This is a genomic window from Bifidobacterium oedipodis, assembly GCF_012932425.1.
GTDB lineage: Bacteria > Actinomycetota > Actinomycetes > Actinomycetales > Bifidobacteriaceae > Bifidobacterium > Bifidobacterium oedipodis.
Genome location: NZ_JAAIII010000007.1, coordinates 83,031 through 100,740 on the forward strand (window position 1 = coordinate 83,031; position 17,710 = coordinate 100,740).

The 17,710-nt window shown below is 59.3% G+C and carries 12 protein-coding genes; 8 read left to right on the top strand and 4 right to left on the bottom strand.

Annotation, left to right across the window (positions count from 1 at the left end; translation table 11 throughout):
- The first annotated feature begins 99 nt into the window (after positions 1 to 99).
- From G1C95_RS10670 to G1C95_RS10685, 4 genes are all read left to right on the top strand, one after another.
- Positions 100 to 1,638 (top strand): glycoside hydrolase family 43 protein, encoded by a 1,539-nt coding sequence (locus tag G1C95_RS10670; protein WP_169172934.1) that lies wholly within the window; start codon positions 100 to 102, stop codon positions 1,636 to 1,638.
- Positions 1,639 to 2,682 (top strand): LacI family DNA-binding transcriptional regulator, encoded by a 1,044-nt coding sequence (locus G1C95_RS10675; protein WP_169172935.1) that lies wholly within the window; start codon positions 1,639 to 1,641, stop codon positions 2,680 to 2,682.
- Positions 2,683 to 2,794: 112 nt separating this feature from the next.
- Positions 2,795 to 4,552 (top strand): type 2 periplasmic-binding domain-containing protein, encoded by a 1,758-nt coding sequence (locus G1C95_RS10680; protein WP_169172936.1) that lies wholly within the window; start codon positions 2,795 to 2,797, stop codon positions 4,550 to 4,552.
- 592 nt (positions 4,553 to 5,144) lie between these two features.
- Positions 5,145 to 6,053, top strand: a complete 909-nt coding sequence (locus G1C95_RS10685; RefSeq protein WP_169172937.1) for an ROK family protein — start codon at positions 5,145 to 5,147, stop codon at positions 6,051 to 6,053.
- 76 nt (positions 6,054 to 6,129) lie between these two features.
- On the opposite strand, the gene G1C95_RS10690 is transcribed toward G1C95_RS10685, so the two are convergent.
- Positions 6,130 to 7,236 carry a LacI family DNA-binding transcriptional regulator gene (locus G1C95_RS10690; RefSeq protein WP_169172938.1) on the bottom strand — a complete coding sequence of 369 codons (1,107 nt, stop codon included), beginning with the start codon at positions 7,234 to 7,236 and terminating at the stop codon, positions 6,130 to 6,132.
- A gap of 288 nt (positions 7,237 to 7,524) precedes the next feature.
- Between G1C95_RS10690 and G1C95_RS10695 the strand changes: the two genes are divergently transcribed.
- The 4 genes from G1C95_RS10695 to G1C95_RS10710 all read left to right on the top strand — a co-directional run bounded on the left by G1C95_RS10695 (position 7,525) and on the right by G1C95_RS10710 (position 13,154).
- A complete protein-coding gene (locus tag G1C95_RS10695; protein ID WP_169172939.1) occupies positions 7,525 to 8,769 on the top strand; it encodes a sugar ABC transporter substrate-binding protein in 1,245 nt (414 codons plus the stop codon).
- Between the two features lie 111 nt (positions 8,770 to 8,880).
- Positions 8,881 to 10,086, top strand: coding sequence for a carbohydrate ABC transporter permease (locus G1C95_RS10700; RefSeq protein WP_169172940.1), 1,206 nt, complete (start codon positions 8,881 to 8,883; stop codon positions 10,084 to 10,086).
- Between the two features lies 1 nt (position 10,087).
- Positions 10,088 to 10,972, top strand: a complete 885-nt coding sequence (locus G1C95_RS10705) for a carbohydrate ABC transporter permease (protein ID WP_169172941.1) — start codon at positions 10,088 to 10,090, stop codon at positions 10,970 to 10,972.
- Positions 10,973 to 11,075: 103 nt separating this feature from the next.
- Positions 11,076 to 13,154: a glycogen debranching N-terminal domain-containing protein gene (locus tag G1C95_RS10710; protein WP_169172942.1), complete on the top strand. Its 2,079-nt coding sequence runs from the start codon at positions 11,076 to 11,078 to the stop codon at positions 13,152 to 13,154.
- A gap of 75 nt (positions 13,155 to 13,229) precedes the next feature.
- Here the strand turns inward: G1C95_RS10710 and G1C95_RS10715 are convergent, their stop codons facing one another.
- From G1C95_RS10715 to G1C95_RS10725, 3 genes are all read right to left on the bottom strand, one after another.
- Complete coding sequence (locus tag G1C95_RS10715) at positions 13,230 to 14,033, bottom strand: TetR/AcrR family transcriptional regulator (protein ID WP_169172943.1); 804 nt, start codon at positions 14,031 to 14,033, stop codon at positions 13,230 to 13,232.
- Between the two features lie 2 nt (positions 14,034 to 14,035).
- Entirely contained in the window at positions 14,036 to 14,860 is an 825-nt protein-coding gene (locus tag G1C95_RS10720; protein ID WP_169172944.1) for an alpha/beta hydrolase, read from the bottom strand.
- A 179-nt stretch (positions 14,861 to 15,039) separates the two neighbouring features.
- Positions 15,040 to 17,544, bottom strand: a complete 2,505-nt coding sequence (locus tag G1C95_RS10725) for a glycoside hydrolase family 94 protein (protein WP_169172945.1) — start codon at positions 17,542 to 17,544, stop codon at positions 15,040 to 15,042.
- Between the last annotated feature and the right edge of the window lie 166 nt (positions 17,545 to 17,710).

Consider the following 17,710-nt stretch of genomic DNA (forward strand, 5'->3'; position numbering starts at 1 on the left):
AGACGCGCAGCGACGCGCGTATATATCGCACATACTTGCGCACCTTTACGCACCCTTACGCACCTATAACGTACGCATATCAAGGAGTTCAGCACACCCATGACACTGTTCAACGTCACCGAAGCCAAGCGCCTGGCCTCAGGCTTCTATCCGGATCCGACCATCTGTGAAAAGCCGACAGGCGGCTACTACATGGTGAACAGTTCCTTCGAATACTTCCCAGGTCTTCCGGTGTGGGAAAGCGACGACGGCGAACACTGGACGCGCGTCGGCAACGCGATGGACCGAGCCAGCCAGTTCCCCTACGATTCGATGGACAACAACCAAGGCATCTACGCCCCCACCCTACGCTGGCACAACGGCCTCTACTATCTGATCGTCACCAACGTGAACCGTGGCAATATGATCCTCACCTCCGCCGATCCGCACCAGGGCTGGTCCGAGCCGATCTGGGTGGAGGGATGGCCCGGCATCGACCCGAGCCTGTTCTTCGACGATGACGGCACGGTCTACATCTGCGGCAACGAAGGCGGCGGCCCGGACGAGGACGGCAACATCGAACCGGCCGGCATCTACCTGTCTGCCATCGATCCGGACACCGGCACTGTGCTGACCCGTCGCCGTCGCATTTGCGGAGGCATCACCGGCTCCAACCCCGAAGGGCCGCACCTGTACAAGCGTGAGGGAACCTACTATCTGATGTGGGCCGAAGGCGGCACCGAATCCGGGCATATGGAAAATATCGCCCGCGCAACCGATCCGTTCGGCCCCTACGATATGTACCCCGGCAATCCGCTGATTACCAACCGATCCACCCACCTGACCCTGCAGGCCATCGGACACTGCGACTGCGCCCACTTCGAAGCCGACCGTACGCTGATGGTATTCCACGGCACACGCAACAACGACGAATACCCGGCCCAAGGTTGGGTTGGCCGCGAACCCTACGGCGTGTGGTTCGATTGGGCCGACGGCTGGCCGGCGCTCGCCGACCAATCCTATGACACGCAGCTCGTGGGCGACGGGCAGGCCAACGAACAGGCCGTCGCATGGGTGACGCCCAGCATCGACGAAGATGGGCGTTTCATGGTAATCAGCGGGGGCAGTGATGGCAACGATGGCAGCGAGGGCGGCACTGCTTCGGCGATTACCATCGATGCGCGGCCGCACGGCTTCGACCTATCCCACGGTCCGTGTCTGATCGGCACCCGGCAAACCGACGTGCGCTTCGGCTTCTCGGCTACGCTGGTCAATCCGAAAAGCTTGGAAATCGGCGAAACCGGCGTGACCGTTTACGCCAATTCACGCCACTACATGGTGATCGCCGCCCAAGCGGCCGCCAACGGCACCACCACCGTCGAAGCGCGCGTATACAACGCCGGGCTCGTGACACGTCTTGGCTCGGTGCGCGTGCCCTCCGCCCCGGCGCTCACCTTCCGTGTGGAAGGCGACGAACGCGGCTACCGCTTCCTCGTCTCATCCGCTGACACCGATGGTGAATCGGTGCTGGACGAGGCGCCGGGCAAGGTGCTCTCGTTCTCCAACGCGGGTGGCTTCACCGGCATCATATTGGGACTCTACGCCCACGGCCTGGGCCAAGTCGCCTTCCGCGACATCGCCTACCGCGCTGGCCGTTGAATGGTCGGTATCAAGGAGGTAGCGCAGCGGGCGGGCGTATCCATCAGCACCGTATCGTATGCGATGAGCGGCAAACGGCCGGTCAGCGCCGAAACCAAGCTGCGCGTTCGCCAAGCCGCTCGAGAACTCGGATATTACCCCTCCGATGCGCTGCATGTGCTGCGCGGGGAACTCACCCATGTCATTGCGGTGAGTTCCCCGATAGGCCCGGATACGGATTATGCGAACTGGTCGCCTTTTTTCTTTGCGGTAGCCTCTAAGCTGCGTGCGCATGGCTATGATGTCCTGCTGCTCGCCGGCGAGCAGCAGGACATGGAACGTGTTGCGGATGCGGGTCTGGTAGATGGAATCCTATTGCTGGACGTGACGGTGGACGATCCCCGGGCCGCCGCTGCGACAACGTCCAGTGTGCCGATGGTGTCAATCGGCTGCCCTCGGCATGTGCAGAGACTGGCGGCAGTGGACCTTGACTTTGAAGCCATGGGCCGATGCGCCATCGACAAACTTGCCGAACTGGGGCACCGCAATCTGCTGTTTGTCGGTTCTCCGGTCAGCGCCTACCTATCCAAGGTGAATTTTCTGGTGCGCACGCGAGACGCGATTCTTTCCAGGGCTCGATCGCTCGGCATGCATGTGTCATTTGCCTCGACCAGCGACGGTGGCTTGGAGGAAATGCGTCGTTTGGCCGATCGCATGCTGTCTGCATCCTCTGCGATCACAGCGGTGCTAGGCCAATGCGATCCTCACGCTTTGACGAATCTATCGGCTGTATTGCACGAGCGCGGCATGAGCATACCCGATGACCTCTCGATGATCGCCCTCGGCTCGTTCGGCTACGCCTCGGCCATGGGCGTGAGAATCGATGAGATTCCCATGCAGCCTTACGCGACCTGCGGGCGTGCTGTGGACCTGCTGATGGAGTTTATCGAAGGCAAGCGCCAACGCCCTGCAGATGGCCTGACGGAACTGGTGCCGGTGCAATACTTGCAACGCGGAAGCGTAGGGAAAACCATCGCGCCAGTTCATCGAAAAACATCGAAATAATTTTCAACGCGAATCTGCTGCCAATATCCTGACAATCAAGAAACCGGAAGGGAACCAAGACTGCGGCGATGTCGACGCAACGGCTTTCCGGGAATGAAGAAAGCGAGGAAGCATGAACCATTTAAAGCGAACCGTTATCGCAGGCTTGGTGACGTTGAGCATGATAACTTCGCTGGCCGCTTGCGGAGGTAAAGACACTGCTGTCGATGCCCCTGATGACGGCTCGGAGATGACGGTTGAGGTGTTCGACGCCTTGGCCAACTATCAGGGCGAGCAGAAGGGCTGGTTCGCCAAGCTCATTAAGGATAAGTTCAACATCAAGCTCAACATCATCGCCCCGAATGTGGCGGGCGGTGGTTCCACACTGTTCGACACTCGCTCTGCCGCCGGCAACCTCGGCGACATCATCATTATGGGCAGCGGCAGCGGGCAGGCGGAACGCGTAGTCAAAGCCGGTCTGGTGGCGGACCTGAGCGACTATATCGACGACACCGAATATCTCAAGCAATACCAAGGTGCCATCGACGAACTCACCGCAACGGCCAACCAGCAGGACGGCGTATGGGGCATCCCCACGTCGGTTTCGTCGCTGTCGCCTTCGGAATCCAGCGAGGGTGTGGAACCAACCTTTGGGCCATTCGTGCGCTGGGATTACTACAAGGCCATCGGATACCCGCAAGTCGCCACGCTGGAAGACCTGCTGCCAGTGCTTAAGGACATGCAGGACAAGGCTCGTGCAACCGAAGGCACCAACGATATCTACGCGTTAAGTCTGTTCAAAGATTGGGACGGCGAGGCCATGCAGAACGGCTACCAGTTCCCGGCGTTCTACGGGTACGCCGAGGGCCTAGGCTACGTACTGACCAAGTATGACGGCAGCGACTATCAATCGCTGATCGACGAAAACAGCCAATATGTGCGTGCGCTGAGATTCTTCAACAAGGCCTACCAGATGGGCTTGGTCGATCCCGAATCGACCACGCAGAACTATGACACCATGTACTCGAAGTACAAGGAAGGCAAGGTGCTGTTCTCCTTCTGGCCGTGGCTGGGGCAGGCCGCCTATAACACCACAGCCAACAAAGAGGCCGGCAAGGGCTTCATGATGCTGGACATCGACGATATGACCATCGCTTCCAAGGGCGCGCAGCCCAACGGCACCAGCACCTTCATCGCCGTGGGCGCGAAGGCCAAGAACAAGGAACGTTTGGTGAAGTTCATCGACTGGCTCTACTCGCCCGAAGGCATTCAGGCATCGGGTTCGCAAACCAACGGTGCGGCCGGCATCGAGGGGCTGACTTGGCAGCTGAACGACGCGGGAGCGCCCAAGCTGACTGATTTTGGCGTCAAAGCAGTGTCTGGTGAAAGCGTGAATGTGCCGGAAGAGTACGGTGGTGGCGGATATACCGACGGTGCCTCCCAGCTGAACGTCAGCACCGTGCTGAACAAGGACACCGATCCGAATACCGGCGCTCCCTACAACTATCAAATGTGGGATTCCGAACTTGCCAAGCGTGACACCGCGCTTGATAAGGATTGGCAGGAACATATGGGTGGCGCCCGCACCACCATGGAGTTCCTGGAAGCCAACGACAAGTTGGCTGTGATTCCGGGCGCGACGTATGTGGCTCCCGACGAGGATTCCAAAATCACTGCGGTTCGTGGACAGATCAAGACCGCCGTGGTCAATGCCTGCTGGCAAGCGGTGTTCACCGACAGTGACGACGAGTTTGATGCCGTCTGGTCCCAAGGCGTCCAAAACGTTGAGGCGCTGGGCTATGACGAGGTGTATCAGATTGATCTTGCTAATAGCAAGGCGATGACGGAGGCTCGTCAGGCTGTGGAAGATGAGTATCAGGACCGCGGATAGGAGCTGTTGATCCTGCGGTTGTTTGCTTAGGCCGTCACCGTTCTCATGCTAGGTAGGTGCGTGGGGCGGTGACGGCCTTTTGTGTCATGACCCCTGAAATATCGATGTATTTCGGGGGTTGTGATTATGGGGTGCATCACTACCCTCGAAATGCGATGGTATTTGCGGGGCAGTGATAGTTGCTTCGTATCACTACCCCTGAAATATGGAGGTATCTGTGAGTTGTGATAGGCGCCATTAATCACAACCCCGAAAATATGCCGATATTTATGGGGTTGTGATGAATGCCGCGGATCACGACCCTGAATATATGCCGGTATATGTCGGGTTGTGACGGTCGCGAAAATCAATACCCCCACAATGTGCTGGTATTTGTGGGGTTGTGATAGTCGGCGCTGGGCGTAGTGCCTCGAATATACATCGAATGTACCCGGCATATGCCCGCAAGATTCTTCGGAAACTGACATCGGACGACGATTCGTCGACCGACGGCGTTCGAGAGTGATTTTCCGCTGAAAAAGAACGTTTTCCACCCCTGTTGCAGGCTTCCTGATTACGCTATAGTTACAGAAAGCTGGCAAGGGAGGGTGTGATGGCTGTGCGACCGCAAGTACTAGTGTTCGATGTTGGACCGTATTTCATTCGTCATGCCCTATTTACGGACGGCGAACCGGGCATGGTCGGCTCGATCGTCACCCCATCGGACGGTGCGGAATCGTTCTACCGCGCCTTGGCGGACGTGTCCAATGCGCACGGCGACAAACTCGATGGCATCGCCATCAGCTTCCCCGGCTTTGTGGATGTCAAACGTCAGAAGACCATTACTGCGGGGCCATTGCCGGCGCTGTACAAACATTCGGTTGCCGATGAGCTCAAGGAATATCTCGATCATCCGGTGCCAGTATGGCTGGAAAACGACGCGAACTGCGCCGCCATCGCCGAGCAGCGCAGCGGCAACGCCCGCAAACTTCAGGACTTCGTGTTGGTGACCGTAGATCATGGCATCGGCGGTGCCGTGTTCCTCGACGGCAAAATCCACCGTGGGCGCGATTGGCGCGCCGGCGAATTCGGCATGATGATTACCAATTATGAGGCCGGCGGCGTCAGCAATCTGCACACGTATGCCTCCACCGCGGCGTTGGCGGAGCGATGGGCCGAAGCCGCCGATGCTCCGGCCGACAGCGTGGTGGCCACTAGTATGCTGCGGCGACTGGGGGAGCCGCAGGTACGTGAAATCGTGGAGCGATGGGCCGACTATCTGGCCGTGGGTATTTTCAATGTGGTGTCGGCGTTAGATCCCGAATGTGTGCTTATCGGCGGTGCCGCCAGCCGCGAGGTGACGCTGCTGCCGCTGCTGCGTGAGGCGTTGGATCGTATTCCTTATTGGAAGGATTTCCGCACACCGATCAAGCGTTGCCGTCATTCGGGCAACGCTGGGTTGATCGGGGCATATTACGCGTTCATGATCGAGGTCATGCACGAGAGCGAGCCTGAAGCGTAAGTGGCAAGCGGTTCCAAGCGGTTGCCGTACGAGAGTATCGGGGCAGGAAGCTGAGGAAAGCCGCGGGCCAGGAAAATCATCGCCATATCAGCGCGGGTGTCAGCAGTACGTGCCGGGAATCACTTTTTGCTGCGGTTGTTGCGGAATGCGGTGAGACGGTAGCCGCGCCGTGGAATGATGCGTCGTGTGTGACCGGCGCCGAGGTTTGCGCAGGAACTGCGCTGCACTGTGCATGCGATGCAGCACCATCCAGCTGCTGTTGGATAATGCGGACGATTTCCTGTGCACAGGCGGTAAGCGGTTGATCGATAGTGGGGAATCCGAACGACTGCGATGAGACGGTGTTGTCGAATCCGGTGACCGTGATGTTGTGCGTCGGCGATGCCGTCAGTGACATGACTGCGCCGGCTGCCAACGTATCGCTGACGCAAACGATGGCGTCAAGGTCGGGCTGACGTTCCAGCAACGTCAGACAGGCTGCGTGCCCGGCGGCGATATCGTCCAGAGCGTCAACGCAGAGTGCGTCGAGTTGTTGTTCGGACGCCATTTTTGCAGCGAGCAGCGTGTCTCGCCATCCGGCTTTTCGGTCATCGCCGGTTCCCGAGGTGCCGGGCCAGCCTATGAATCCGATGCGCTTGTGGCCGGTGAGGATGAGTTTTTGGGTCATCAAAGCGATACCTGCATATCCGTCGACATCGACCCATGGCACGGTTGGATCGTTCATGTTGGATTCGCCCCAAGGGCGTCCGAACAGCACAAAAGCCTGCTTATGCTCAATAAGCCAGGGGATGCGTGGATCGTTGTGAACCGTGTCGGCAAGTACGAAGGAGTCGACGTCGCCTCCCGCGGTTAATGATTCGAATTGGCGGATTTCGTCGGATTTCGAGTCGGTTTTGTACAGAATAATCCGCAGATTGTGCGCGTCGGCTTCGGTGGCGATGGCGTGTAGAAAACGATCGTATACGCGCGAATAGCTGACCGGAGCGATGCCGATGGCGATGGTGTTGCTGCGTTGCGTGCGCAGTCGACGCGCCGACGCGTTGGGCGTATAGCCGAGTTCGTCGATGGCGGCGGCGACGAGGCTGCGGGTGCTGGCTTTGACGATGCCAGGATTATTGAGGTAGTTGGAAACAGTTTGGGGGGAGACTCCGGCACTTCGTGCCACGTCTTTGATGCTGACCATGATTCCTCCCTGTTTCGATGCGTCGGCCATGTTGGCGACGTTGATTCCCGTTCTTCACATTGTAACGATAGTTCCGATTTGACATAAGGGAAAAATATGTTTAGTATGAAGTTACTTTTAGAACGTAAAAATTAAAAACGGCAATATTCGACGAGGAATAGCACGTTACGCGCTGTTAGTGCAAGCTAAGCAACAGGTAAAGCCTCTGAAAATATTACTGAGAAAAATTTTAACGTTCTAAAAAACAAGCGCAAGAGTTGCGCAACCGCAGAGGAAAGGAACTCGACGATGAGGAAGCGATTCACGGTGGCGATGGCTGCGACCGCGGCGATGGTAATGACGCTCGCGGGCTGCGGAAACGGCTTCGACGACACCTCCAACACTTCGGATGGCGGAGCGACCTCCGACAATTCCAAGGCGCTGACCGTGCTCATCGGTTCGTCCGGTGATGCCGAAACCGCGTCGGTGAAGAAGGCCGTGGCCGCATGGAGCGAGAAGTCCGGGCAGAAGGCCGAGGTTCAGGTGGCCAACGATATGGCTCAGCAGCTTTCGCAGGGATTCGCTGGCGGCTCTCCCGCCGACGTGTTCTATCTGGCACCTGAGCAGCTTGCCGGCTACGCGTCGAACGGTTCCCTGCTGGCATACGGCGATCAGCTGACCAATAAGGATGATTTCTACGACAACCTGCTGCAGACCTTCACCTACGACGGCAAGTTGTACGCAGCACCCAAGGACGTCTCCACGCTGCAGTTGGTCATCAACACTGACATGTGGTCCGCTGCAGGCCTGACCGACGCCGATTACCCCACGTCGTGGGACGAACTGGCACAGGTCGCCGAGAAGCTGACCACCGATGATCACGTTGGTCTGGCATTCAGCGGCGAATACGCTCGCGTGGGTGTGTTCATGAAGCAGGCCGGTGGCGGTCTGGTGAGCGACGACGGCACCAAGGCCATCGCCAACAGCGATGAAAGCGTCGCTGGCCTCGAAGAAGTGAAGACGCTGCTGGACAGCGGTCATGCCGCCTACGCAGCCGATCTTGGCACCGGCTGGGGTGGCGAGGCCTTCGGCACTGGCAAGGCTGCCATGGCCATCGAAGGCAATTGGATTACCGGCGGTCTGGCTGCCGACTATCCGGACGTCAAGTACCAGGTTGTTGAGCTGCCGGCCGGTCCTGCCGGCAAGGGCACCATGCACTTCACCAACGGTTGGGGCATTGCCGCGGACAGCCCGAATCAGAAGGGCGCAATCGATCTGGTCGAATACCTGACCAGCGATGACGTGGTGATGCAGTTCGCCAAGGACTTCGGCATCATGCCGGCCACCACCTCGCTGGCCGACAAGTGGAAGTCCGAGTTCCCGGAGCTGTCCGCGTTCATGGATGGTCTTGAGTATTCCGTCACTGTGCCTACGGCTAAGGGTGCGGCCGATGTCATTACCGATTTCAACGCACAGCTCGAAGGTCTGCGCAACGGCGACGTGAAGTCGATTCTTGACAAGACCCAGACCAACCTCGAATCCATTCTGCAGTAGTCGCAGATACGGCGGCAACGGCGCAAACAGCAGCGGTAACAACAGTGGCAGCGGGAAGCGTTGCTCTCTGACGAACGGAAAGCAACGTTTCCCATCTCAAGGAGGAGATGAATGAAGCCAAGATCAGCGCGCGCGGCATCCTCGCAGCGCATCAGTCGAAAAGAGGAGACAATCTCCGGTTGGCTGTTCTGCCTGCCGATGATCGTCATCCTTGGAGTGTTCCTGTTCATTCCGATTGTGATGGCTCTATGGGTGAGCTTCTCCAACTGGACCGGACGCGGTACGCCCTTCGGATCCAATGTTCAATTCATTGGTCTGAAGAACTATACGGATGTGCTGGTCAAGCCAGGACTGGCGCAAAGCGATTTCGGCACCGCCATTCGCAATAACCTGTGGTATACACTGCTGGTCATTCCGCTGCAGACCCTGCTGAGTCTGCTGCTTGCGGTGATGCTGAACCGCAAAATTCTCAAGGCTCGCGGCTTCTTCCGTACGGTGTTCTATTTCCCTTCGGTCACTAGCTCCGTGGCTATCACCGTGCTGTGGCTGTTCCTGTTCAACGCCTCCGGCACCATTAACGCAGTGCTGGGATGGTTCGGCATCAACGGGCCGAACTGGTTCAACGAACCGACTGGCATCATCCATATTCTGTTGTCGGCATTCGGCGTGGACGCCGGCCCTGCCGCTCTCACCGAACACAGCTTCCTCGGCGTGAGCCTATGGGACTGGCTGTCCGGCCCATCGGTTGCCATGTTCGCCATCATCCTGATGGTGGTATTCACCACTTCCGGCACCTACATGCTGATGTTCATCGCCGCGCTGCAAAGCATCGGCGAGGCCACCGAAGAAGCCGCCATCATGGACGGTGCCACATCCTGGCAGCGTCTGTGGAAGGTGACCGTGCCGCAGCTTAAGCCCACGATTTTCACGGTTGTTACGCTCGGCATCATCGGCACTTGGCAGGTGTTCGACCAGATCTACACCGGCACGCAGGGCGGACCGGCGAAGACCACACTCACACCCGCTTATCTGTCGTATAGTGCAGCATTCAACAGCCAGGAATGGGGACGCGGTGCCGCAATCTCATTCGTACTGTTCCTCATCATCATTGTTATGACCTGGATGCAGCGCCAGCTGATGAAAGACAAGAAAATGTCTCGCCGTCGCCAAGCTGATTACGCGGCGATGAAGGCCGAAGCCCGTGCGATGAGCAAAGACGAGATCATGTCGCTCGGCCGGCCATCAGCGAACAAGCCCTCGGGCGGTGCAGCTCGTGCAAGCGTTACCGAAGCAGTTGCAACAAGGAAGGGAGCCTGACATGACCGGCCATACCAAAGCACACACGATGGTAGGCAAGTCGTCGCAATCGTTACCCAAGCGCATCCTGCACAGCGGCGTCATTCTGTATGTGGCGCTGGCGTTCCTGGCATTGATCTATATCATGCCGTTCATCATCCAGGTTGCAACCTCATTCAAAACCGACGCAGACGCCACGGCCAATCCAGTGTCGCTGATCCCACAGGTCTGGACCACGGCCGCCTACAGCAAACTGTTCCTCAACTCAGACTTCCCGGTATGGTTCAAGAATTCGTTCATCGTGACCATCGTGGTAACCGTGGGGCGTGTGTTCTTCGATTCGCTGGCCGGCTATGCGTTGTCCCGGCTGCAATTCCGCGGCCGTGACATCATCTTCGCCATGCTAGTGGCGGTGATGAGCGTGCCGATGGTGGTGCTGCTGATCCCGAAGTTCCTCATCATCAAATCCCTGGGCATCTACGACAGCTACGCAGGTATGATTCTGCCGCTGCTCATTGATGCGTCGGGCGTATTCATTATGAAGAACTTCTTCGAGTCGATCCCCCGCTCCGTCGAGGAGCAGGCGATGATCGACCGCGCCGGCACCTTCCGCATCTTCTGGCAGATCGTCCTGCCCATGGCGCGTCCGGCGCTGGTGACCATCTCCATCCTCTCCTTCCAAGGGTCATGGAACGAACTGTCCCACTTCATCGTTTCCACACAGTCGTCGTCGCTGACCACGCTGACCAAAGGCGTCGCCTCGCTGGCATCCGGGCAGCTGTCCTCCGGCAACCAGTACCCGGTCAAACTCGCCGCAGCCGTAGTGATGACCATTCCCGTCGCCGTGCTGTTCTTTATCTTCCAGAAGCGAATCATGAACTCTTCGGAAGGGTCGGTTAAGGAATAACCGACCACTGGCTCGCCGGCTTCGGCAGCATTGCGAATGCAAACACACGCCCGCTTACGCACACACTTGTTACGCACACACTTGTATTTTGGAGAAAACAACCATGACTACATACAACGAACGACAGCCGTGGATGCAGGATTTGATTCCGCTGATCGCCGCCCCCGCACAGCTTTGGTGCACGTCCGATGGTTGCGTCGGTGACATCGACGGCGTTGCCATCCGCTCAGGTGCCGTTGGCATCGACGGCCTGTATGTGGGGGACACCCGCGTACTGTCTTCGATTCAGTGGATGGTGGATGACGAAACTCCCACGCCGATTTCCTTCCGCGCTATAAGCCATGATGCCAGCGTTGGCACATTGATTGCTCGTGGAATCGATGGGGCTACGGTTGATCCTGCCGTACGGTTGGATGAGCATCGTCACCTGACGCCAGCCGGACTGACGGAACGTATGGTGGTGCGCAGTTCGCTCGATCATGATATCGACATCACGCTGCGTGCAACGGTTCGCATGGATATGGCCACCATGCAAGAAGTCAAAGGCGGTGCGAAATCGTCGGCGGTCTCGAATGGAACCGTCACGATTGCGCAGGAAGCATCCGATCGTGTTCATGTTGTCTGTGGGCCGGTGACCGCCGACATCGATATGTCTGACGTCGATATGTCCGACGGCGCGATGGATACGCCTGCGGATGCAGGCACGGCCTTATCTATGAAGGCGCAGCCGGCATTGTCTATCGATGGCATGGTTTGTGAGATGCGTTGGCCGCTGCATGTGGCTGCACGCGGCAGCGCGACCGCGGCATTTACGATTGCCGTCGCATCGTCAAACCAGCCTGTTATTGATGCACGCACCACCTGCCCATGGCAAGATGTGCGCGTCAGTGCGGCTGACAGCCGTGTATCGCGATGGGTGAACGCTTCGCTGGGCGATCTTGCCGGACTGCGCATGTCGGTGCCGGCGCTGCCGGATGACGAGTTCCTCGCCGCCGGCGCCCCCTGGTTCTTCACCCTGTTCGGACGTGATTCGCTGTGGGCCGCACGCTTCATGCTGCCGCTGACCACAGTCACGGCGATGGGCACGCTGCGCACGCTGGCGCATTTCCAAGCCACGGCATCGGATCCGGAAACCAACGCCGATCCAGGAAAGATTCCCCACGAATTGCGCGGAGAAGCGGTGGTGTCGGAAGGCGCGTTCGCCAGCGACGGCATGAGCCTGCCGCCACTGTATTACGGCACCATCGATGCCACTCCACTATGGATTATCTTGCTTGGTGAAGCATGGCGATGGGGTGCTCCCGAAGATCAGGTGCGTGAGCTGCTGCCCAATCTCGAAGCCGCACTGGCCTGGCTGCGCGATTGGGGCGATTGCGACGGTGATGGATTCCTGGAATACATCGACCGTTCCGGCCATGGCCTAAGCAACCAGGGATGGAAGGATTCCGGCGATTCCGTACGCTGGCATGACGGCAGTATCGCCGAGGGACCGATCGCGCTGTGCGAAGTGCAAGGATACGCCTATCAGGCGGCACTTGCCGGTGCTGATCTGCTTGACCATTTCGGCCGCGACGGCGGTGATGCGTGGCGTGAATGGGCGGCGCAGCTGAAAGCACGATTCAACAAAGCCTTCTGGGTTGATGACGGCAACGGCCGATATCCTGCAATCGCCTTGGATGCGCGGAAACGCCCGGTGGACTCACTGACCAGCAATATCGGACATCTGCTTGGCACCGGTATCCTCGACGAGCGCGGTGTGGCTGATGTTGTGACGAGGCTGATGGGCGACGATATGATGAGCGGCTACGGCGTGCGCACCATGAGCGCGGACTGCGGCGGATACTGGCCGCACAGCTATCATTGCGGATCCGTTTGGGCGCATGACAGTGCGATTGCCATGTGCGGTCTGCGCGACGAAGGATATGTGACGGAAGCGGTGCGTGTTGCGGAAGGGCTGATACGGGCGGCAGACGCGTTCGACTATCAGATTCCCGAACTATATTCCGGCGATTCATCCGACTGTGGTGGCCCGTCGCCTTATCCTGCCGCCTGCCATCCGCAGGCATGGTCGGCGGCCTCCTCGGTTGCCGTGCTGTCGGTGCTGCTGGGATTGACGCCAGATGGCAGTACTCCGGTCGATTCGCCTCTGGCTCAGGACTTGCGTCTTGAGCGAGGGGAGTAGCAGTCGAAACCTTGCGTTGCCGTCATTCCGGCAACGCAAGGTTGATCGGGGCATACTATGCGTTCATGATCGAGGTCATGCACGAGAGCGAGCCTGAAGCGTAAGCGGCTCCAGGCATTTGCCGCTTGAGGCGTCGTATTCGGACGGATCCAAGAATCCCGCCCAATCGCTGGCGGGGAACATTTCGTCGGAGAAATGCGCCCATTCCTCCAGCAGATTGAAGGAATGATCGGCCAGCCAACGATATTGCAGGCCGTCCATCGCCGACATGGCCAGCGTGTGCAGGTGGAAGAAGCGTTCCGCATCGAACGATTCAGGCAGCACCCAGGGCATCGAGTTGACCAGGTCCCAGTTGCGTTGCTGGCGGCCCACGAAAAACCCGTGTGCCGGATGATCCGGGGTCAGTGCCTCGCCGTTTAACGTGGAGAACAATCGCACCATTTCCGGGCGTTGCTGGTTGTACAGCACAATGTTGAGGCAGTATCGGGGGAAGAACATCACTCGGTGGCCATCGCAGTCCGTCAGGGTGGCGGAGGATGCGTTGAATTCGTCGGCGTCGGGCGTATCGTAGCCCTCGGCCAGCACCATGCGCAGCAAATCATCCTTGGAACGGATGTAATGGTAGAGAGCCGCTTCGGTAATGCCGATTTCGTCGGCGATATCCTGCAGCGACATACCCCAGAAGCCCTTCTGTGCAATCACGCGGGTGGCGGCTTCGAGGATCTGCAGGTGGCGTTCTTCCGGGGTCATACGCTTGCGTTTGACGAAGGTTTTGCCCGCGGTCACATCGCGGGCCACCGTCGCTTCAGCGTCGCCGTTCGATGCGGCGGACCAGTTCGTTGGTTTGTCGAGAAACGGCTCCCAGACTGCGGCGGTCATGCTCATTCCTTCTCGAATAGTCTGCCCAACCATGCGCAGGCCAGTTCGGGCCAGCGCTGGATGCAGGGGAAGACGTTGCCCTTGCCGCCCCAGGCGGTTTCTTCGGTGCCGAGCGCCAGGCCGTGGCCGCCTTCGGGGAAGAGGTGCGCTTCGACGCTGACGCCGGCGGCCTTGCAGGCCTCGATCAGCATGAATGTATTCTCCACTGGCACGCAATCGTCGGGTATGGTGTGCCAGACGAATACCGGCGGCGTTTTCGCGTCGATATGTCGTTCGATGGACAGTTTCTCCAGCCAAGCCGGATCATCCTTATTCTCGCCAAGCAGCGCTTCGAAGCTGCCGCGATGGGCGAGCTTGCCTGAGGTGATCACCGGGTAGGCGAGCATCAGCGCGTTCGGACGCACGGCGTCGGGATCGTAGCCCAGTTCGGCCAGATCGTCGTCTCCGGCGCTGGTGGCCAGATTGGCCGCCAGATGGCCGCCAGCAGAGAAACCAATCACCGCCACCTGATCGGGCTGCACATGCCACTGCTCCGCATTGGTGCGAATCAGGCGCATCGCCTCGGCCGCTTCGGCCAATGCGACCGGGTAACGGCTGGGGGCCACCGAATAGCGCAGCACGAACGCCTGATAGCCGGCGGCAAGGAACTTCATGGCAATAGGCTCCGCCTCACGATCGGAGGTCATCGCATACCCTCCGCCGGGAATCACCAGCACCGCCGGGCGGCGACGGTTCATATCAACTTCTGGACTGTTATCGAGGCAATAACCGATGAAACGGGCTTCGGAGCCGTCAAGACCGGTCAGTGTCTGTTCGAAATACTGCATATGCCCTTCTTTGGTCGGAACGTGTGTGGCCTGTATCCGTGGCCTGCGCTGGAGTGTGTCATGCAACTGCCCAGCGCAATGGGTTATGTTCGTCATATTATGCCGCCCGGCACACTGGTGCGCGCCGGGCGGGCATTCATGGACGCTTTATGAACATGTATGGATATTGGTTATGAACGTCAGAACGTGGCCTGCACATCCACCGTGCCGCCGGCCGTGGTCGGTGCCGGCACCACGCCACCTTCGACGGGCTGTCCGTCGACGATCAGCGTGCGCTCGCCGGTGCGCTGCAGTGTGATGCGGTAGGTGACGCCGCGCCACACGCGGGTGACGGTCAGCTGCGTGTATTCGCCCGGCAGATGCGGTTCGATGGCCAGACCATCCAGCGTGGGGCGCACGCCGAGCAGATACTGGGAGACGTTCACGAACGTCCACGCGGCGGTGCCCGTCAGCCAGCTGTTCTTGCCTTCACCGGGCGTGGGAGCTTCGGGGCCGGCAACCATCTGGCAGTAGACGTAGGGCTCCACCTTGCGCACGTCGGAATGCTCCTCAAGCCATGCCGGGCAGTTGCGCGTATACACGGCGAAGGCTTCGTCGTCATTGCCGGCCAGTGCGTTGGCGATGGAGATCCACGGGTTGTTGTGGCAGAAGATGCCGCCGTTCTCCTTGTAGCCGCGCGGATAGGTACTGATTTCGCCCAGTTCGATGCGGTAGGTGGAATAGGCGGGCGCGAGAATCGCGGTGCCCCAATCGCAGGTGAGGCGTTCCTTCACGGATTCGAGCGCGCGCCGGGCCTTGCCGTCGTTCAGGCCGATGCCGGCCATGACGCACATGCCCTGCGGCTCGATATAGATCTGGCCCTCGTTGTCTTGCGCCGTGCCGACCTTGCGGCCGTAGGCGTCGTAGGCGCGCACGAACCAGTCGCCGTCCCAGCCGGCGCTTTCGACGGCGGCGCGCACCTGCTCGACGGCTGCGCGCACCTGCGCGGCTTCGCGGGCGACCTCATCGGCCTGCATGCCGCAATCCTGCCCGTAATGTTCGAGGATGTCGGCGTACTGGGTGCCGTAGAGCACGAACATGCCGCCGATGAACACGGATTCGGCAATACCGGTGTCATTGTTCTCCACGGTTTGGAAGCTTTCTCCGGGGGTGTCGGAGAAGCAGTTGAGATTCAGACAGTCGTTCCAGTCGGCGCGACCGATCAACGGCAGGCCGTGCGGGCCCAGATGCTCGATGGTGAAGTTCGCCGAACGACGTAGGTGATCGAGCAGCGGGCGTTCGGAGCCTTCGACGTTGTTGAATGGCACTGGCTCGGTGAGGATGCCGGCGTCACCGGTTTCGGCGAGATAGGCGTGGGTGCCGGCGATCAGCCACAGGGGATCGTCGTTGAAGCCGCCACCGATGTCGGCATTGCCCTTTTTGGTCAGCGGTTGGTACTGATGCCAGGCCGAGCCGTCCTCCATCTGGGTGGAGGCGATGTCGATGATGCGCTGGCGGGCACGCTCGGGCACAAGGTGCACGAAGCCGAGCAGATCCTGGTTGGAATCGCGGAATCCCATGCCGCGACCCATGCCGGACTCCCAGTAGGAGGCGGAGCGGGACATGTTGAATGTGACCATGCACTGGTACTGGTGCCAGATGTTGACCATGCGGTCGAGCTTGTCGTCGCCGGAGCTGACGTTGTAGATGGCGAGCAGGCCGTTCCAATAGTCGGCCAGTTCTGCCAGCGCTGCGTCGACAAGTTCGGCGCTGTTCAGACGTGCGAACAGCTCATGGGCCGGGGCCTTGTTGATGATGCCGACCTTGGCCGGATCGTTCGGATCCTCCCACTTGGCATCGTTGGGCACCTCGATATAGCCGAGGGTGAATACCAACGTCTCGCTGGCACCCGGTGCCAGGGTGACGCGCACGCGGTTTGCGGCGATCGGGTACCAGCCGTGCGCCACGGAATTGTGCGCCACGCCTTCGGCGATTGCCTGCGGGGCATCCCAGCCGTTGAACTGGCCCAGGAATTCGTCGCGGCTGGTGTCGAAGCCGATGGTGGGATGGTTCACGGCGAAGAAGGCATAGTGGTTGCGACGTTCTTTGAATTCGGTTTTGTGATACAGCAGGGTGGCGTCGGCCTGCTGCTCCACTTCGACCTCGCCGGTGGAAAGGTTGCGCTGGAAGTTCGACGAGTCGTCGACGGCGTTCCACAGGCACCATTCCACTGCGCCGGTCACGTCGATGATCTGCTCGCGGTCGGTGGTGTTGGTCAGCGTGAGTTTGTTGACCTCGGCCGGGGTGTGCAGCGGCACAAATGCGGTGAGGGTGGATTCGATGCCGTTCTTGGCCGCCTCGAACACGGTATAACCGATGCCTTGGCGGCAACGGTAGGAATCCAGCGGGGTTTTGGCGGGCAGGAAGGTGGGGGACCAGGTGTCGGCGGGCGTGAGGGTGCCGTTATCGTCGCGCATCTGGGTCAAGTAGTACGAGCGGGCGCCGGTGTCTGCGGGGACGTTGTTGTAGCGGTAGCGGGTGATGCGGCGCAGCTTGGCGTCCTTATAGAACGAGTAGCCGCCGCCGGTGTTTGAAATAAGGGAGAAGAAGTCCTCGTTGCCCAGATAGTTGATCCACGGCAGTGGGGTCGCCGGGGTGTCGATGACGTATTCGCGTGCGGCGTCGTCAAAATGTCCGTACTTCATTGTGCTCCTTTCGTGCGGCATCATTGCTGTACACACGACTATATCATGTTATTTATAAGATTATAAATAACAGAGAGTGCGAGTGTGGCGCTGCTGGCGTACTTCGGCTGTCGGTTTGTGCGTTTGGCCTGCTGGTTTGCACGGTTCGACTGTGGAATTGTCATGT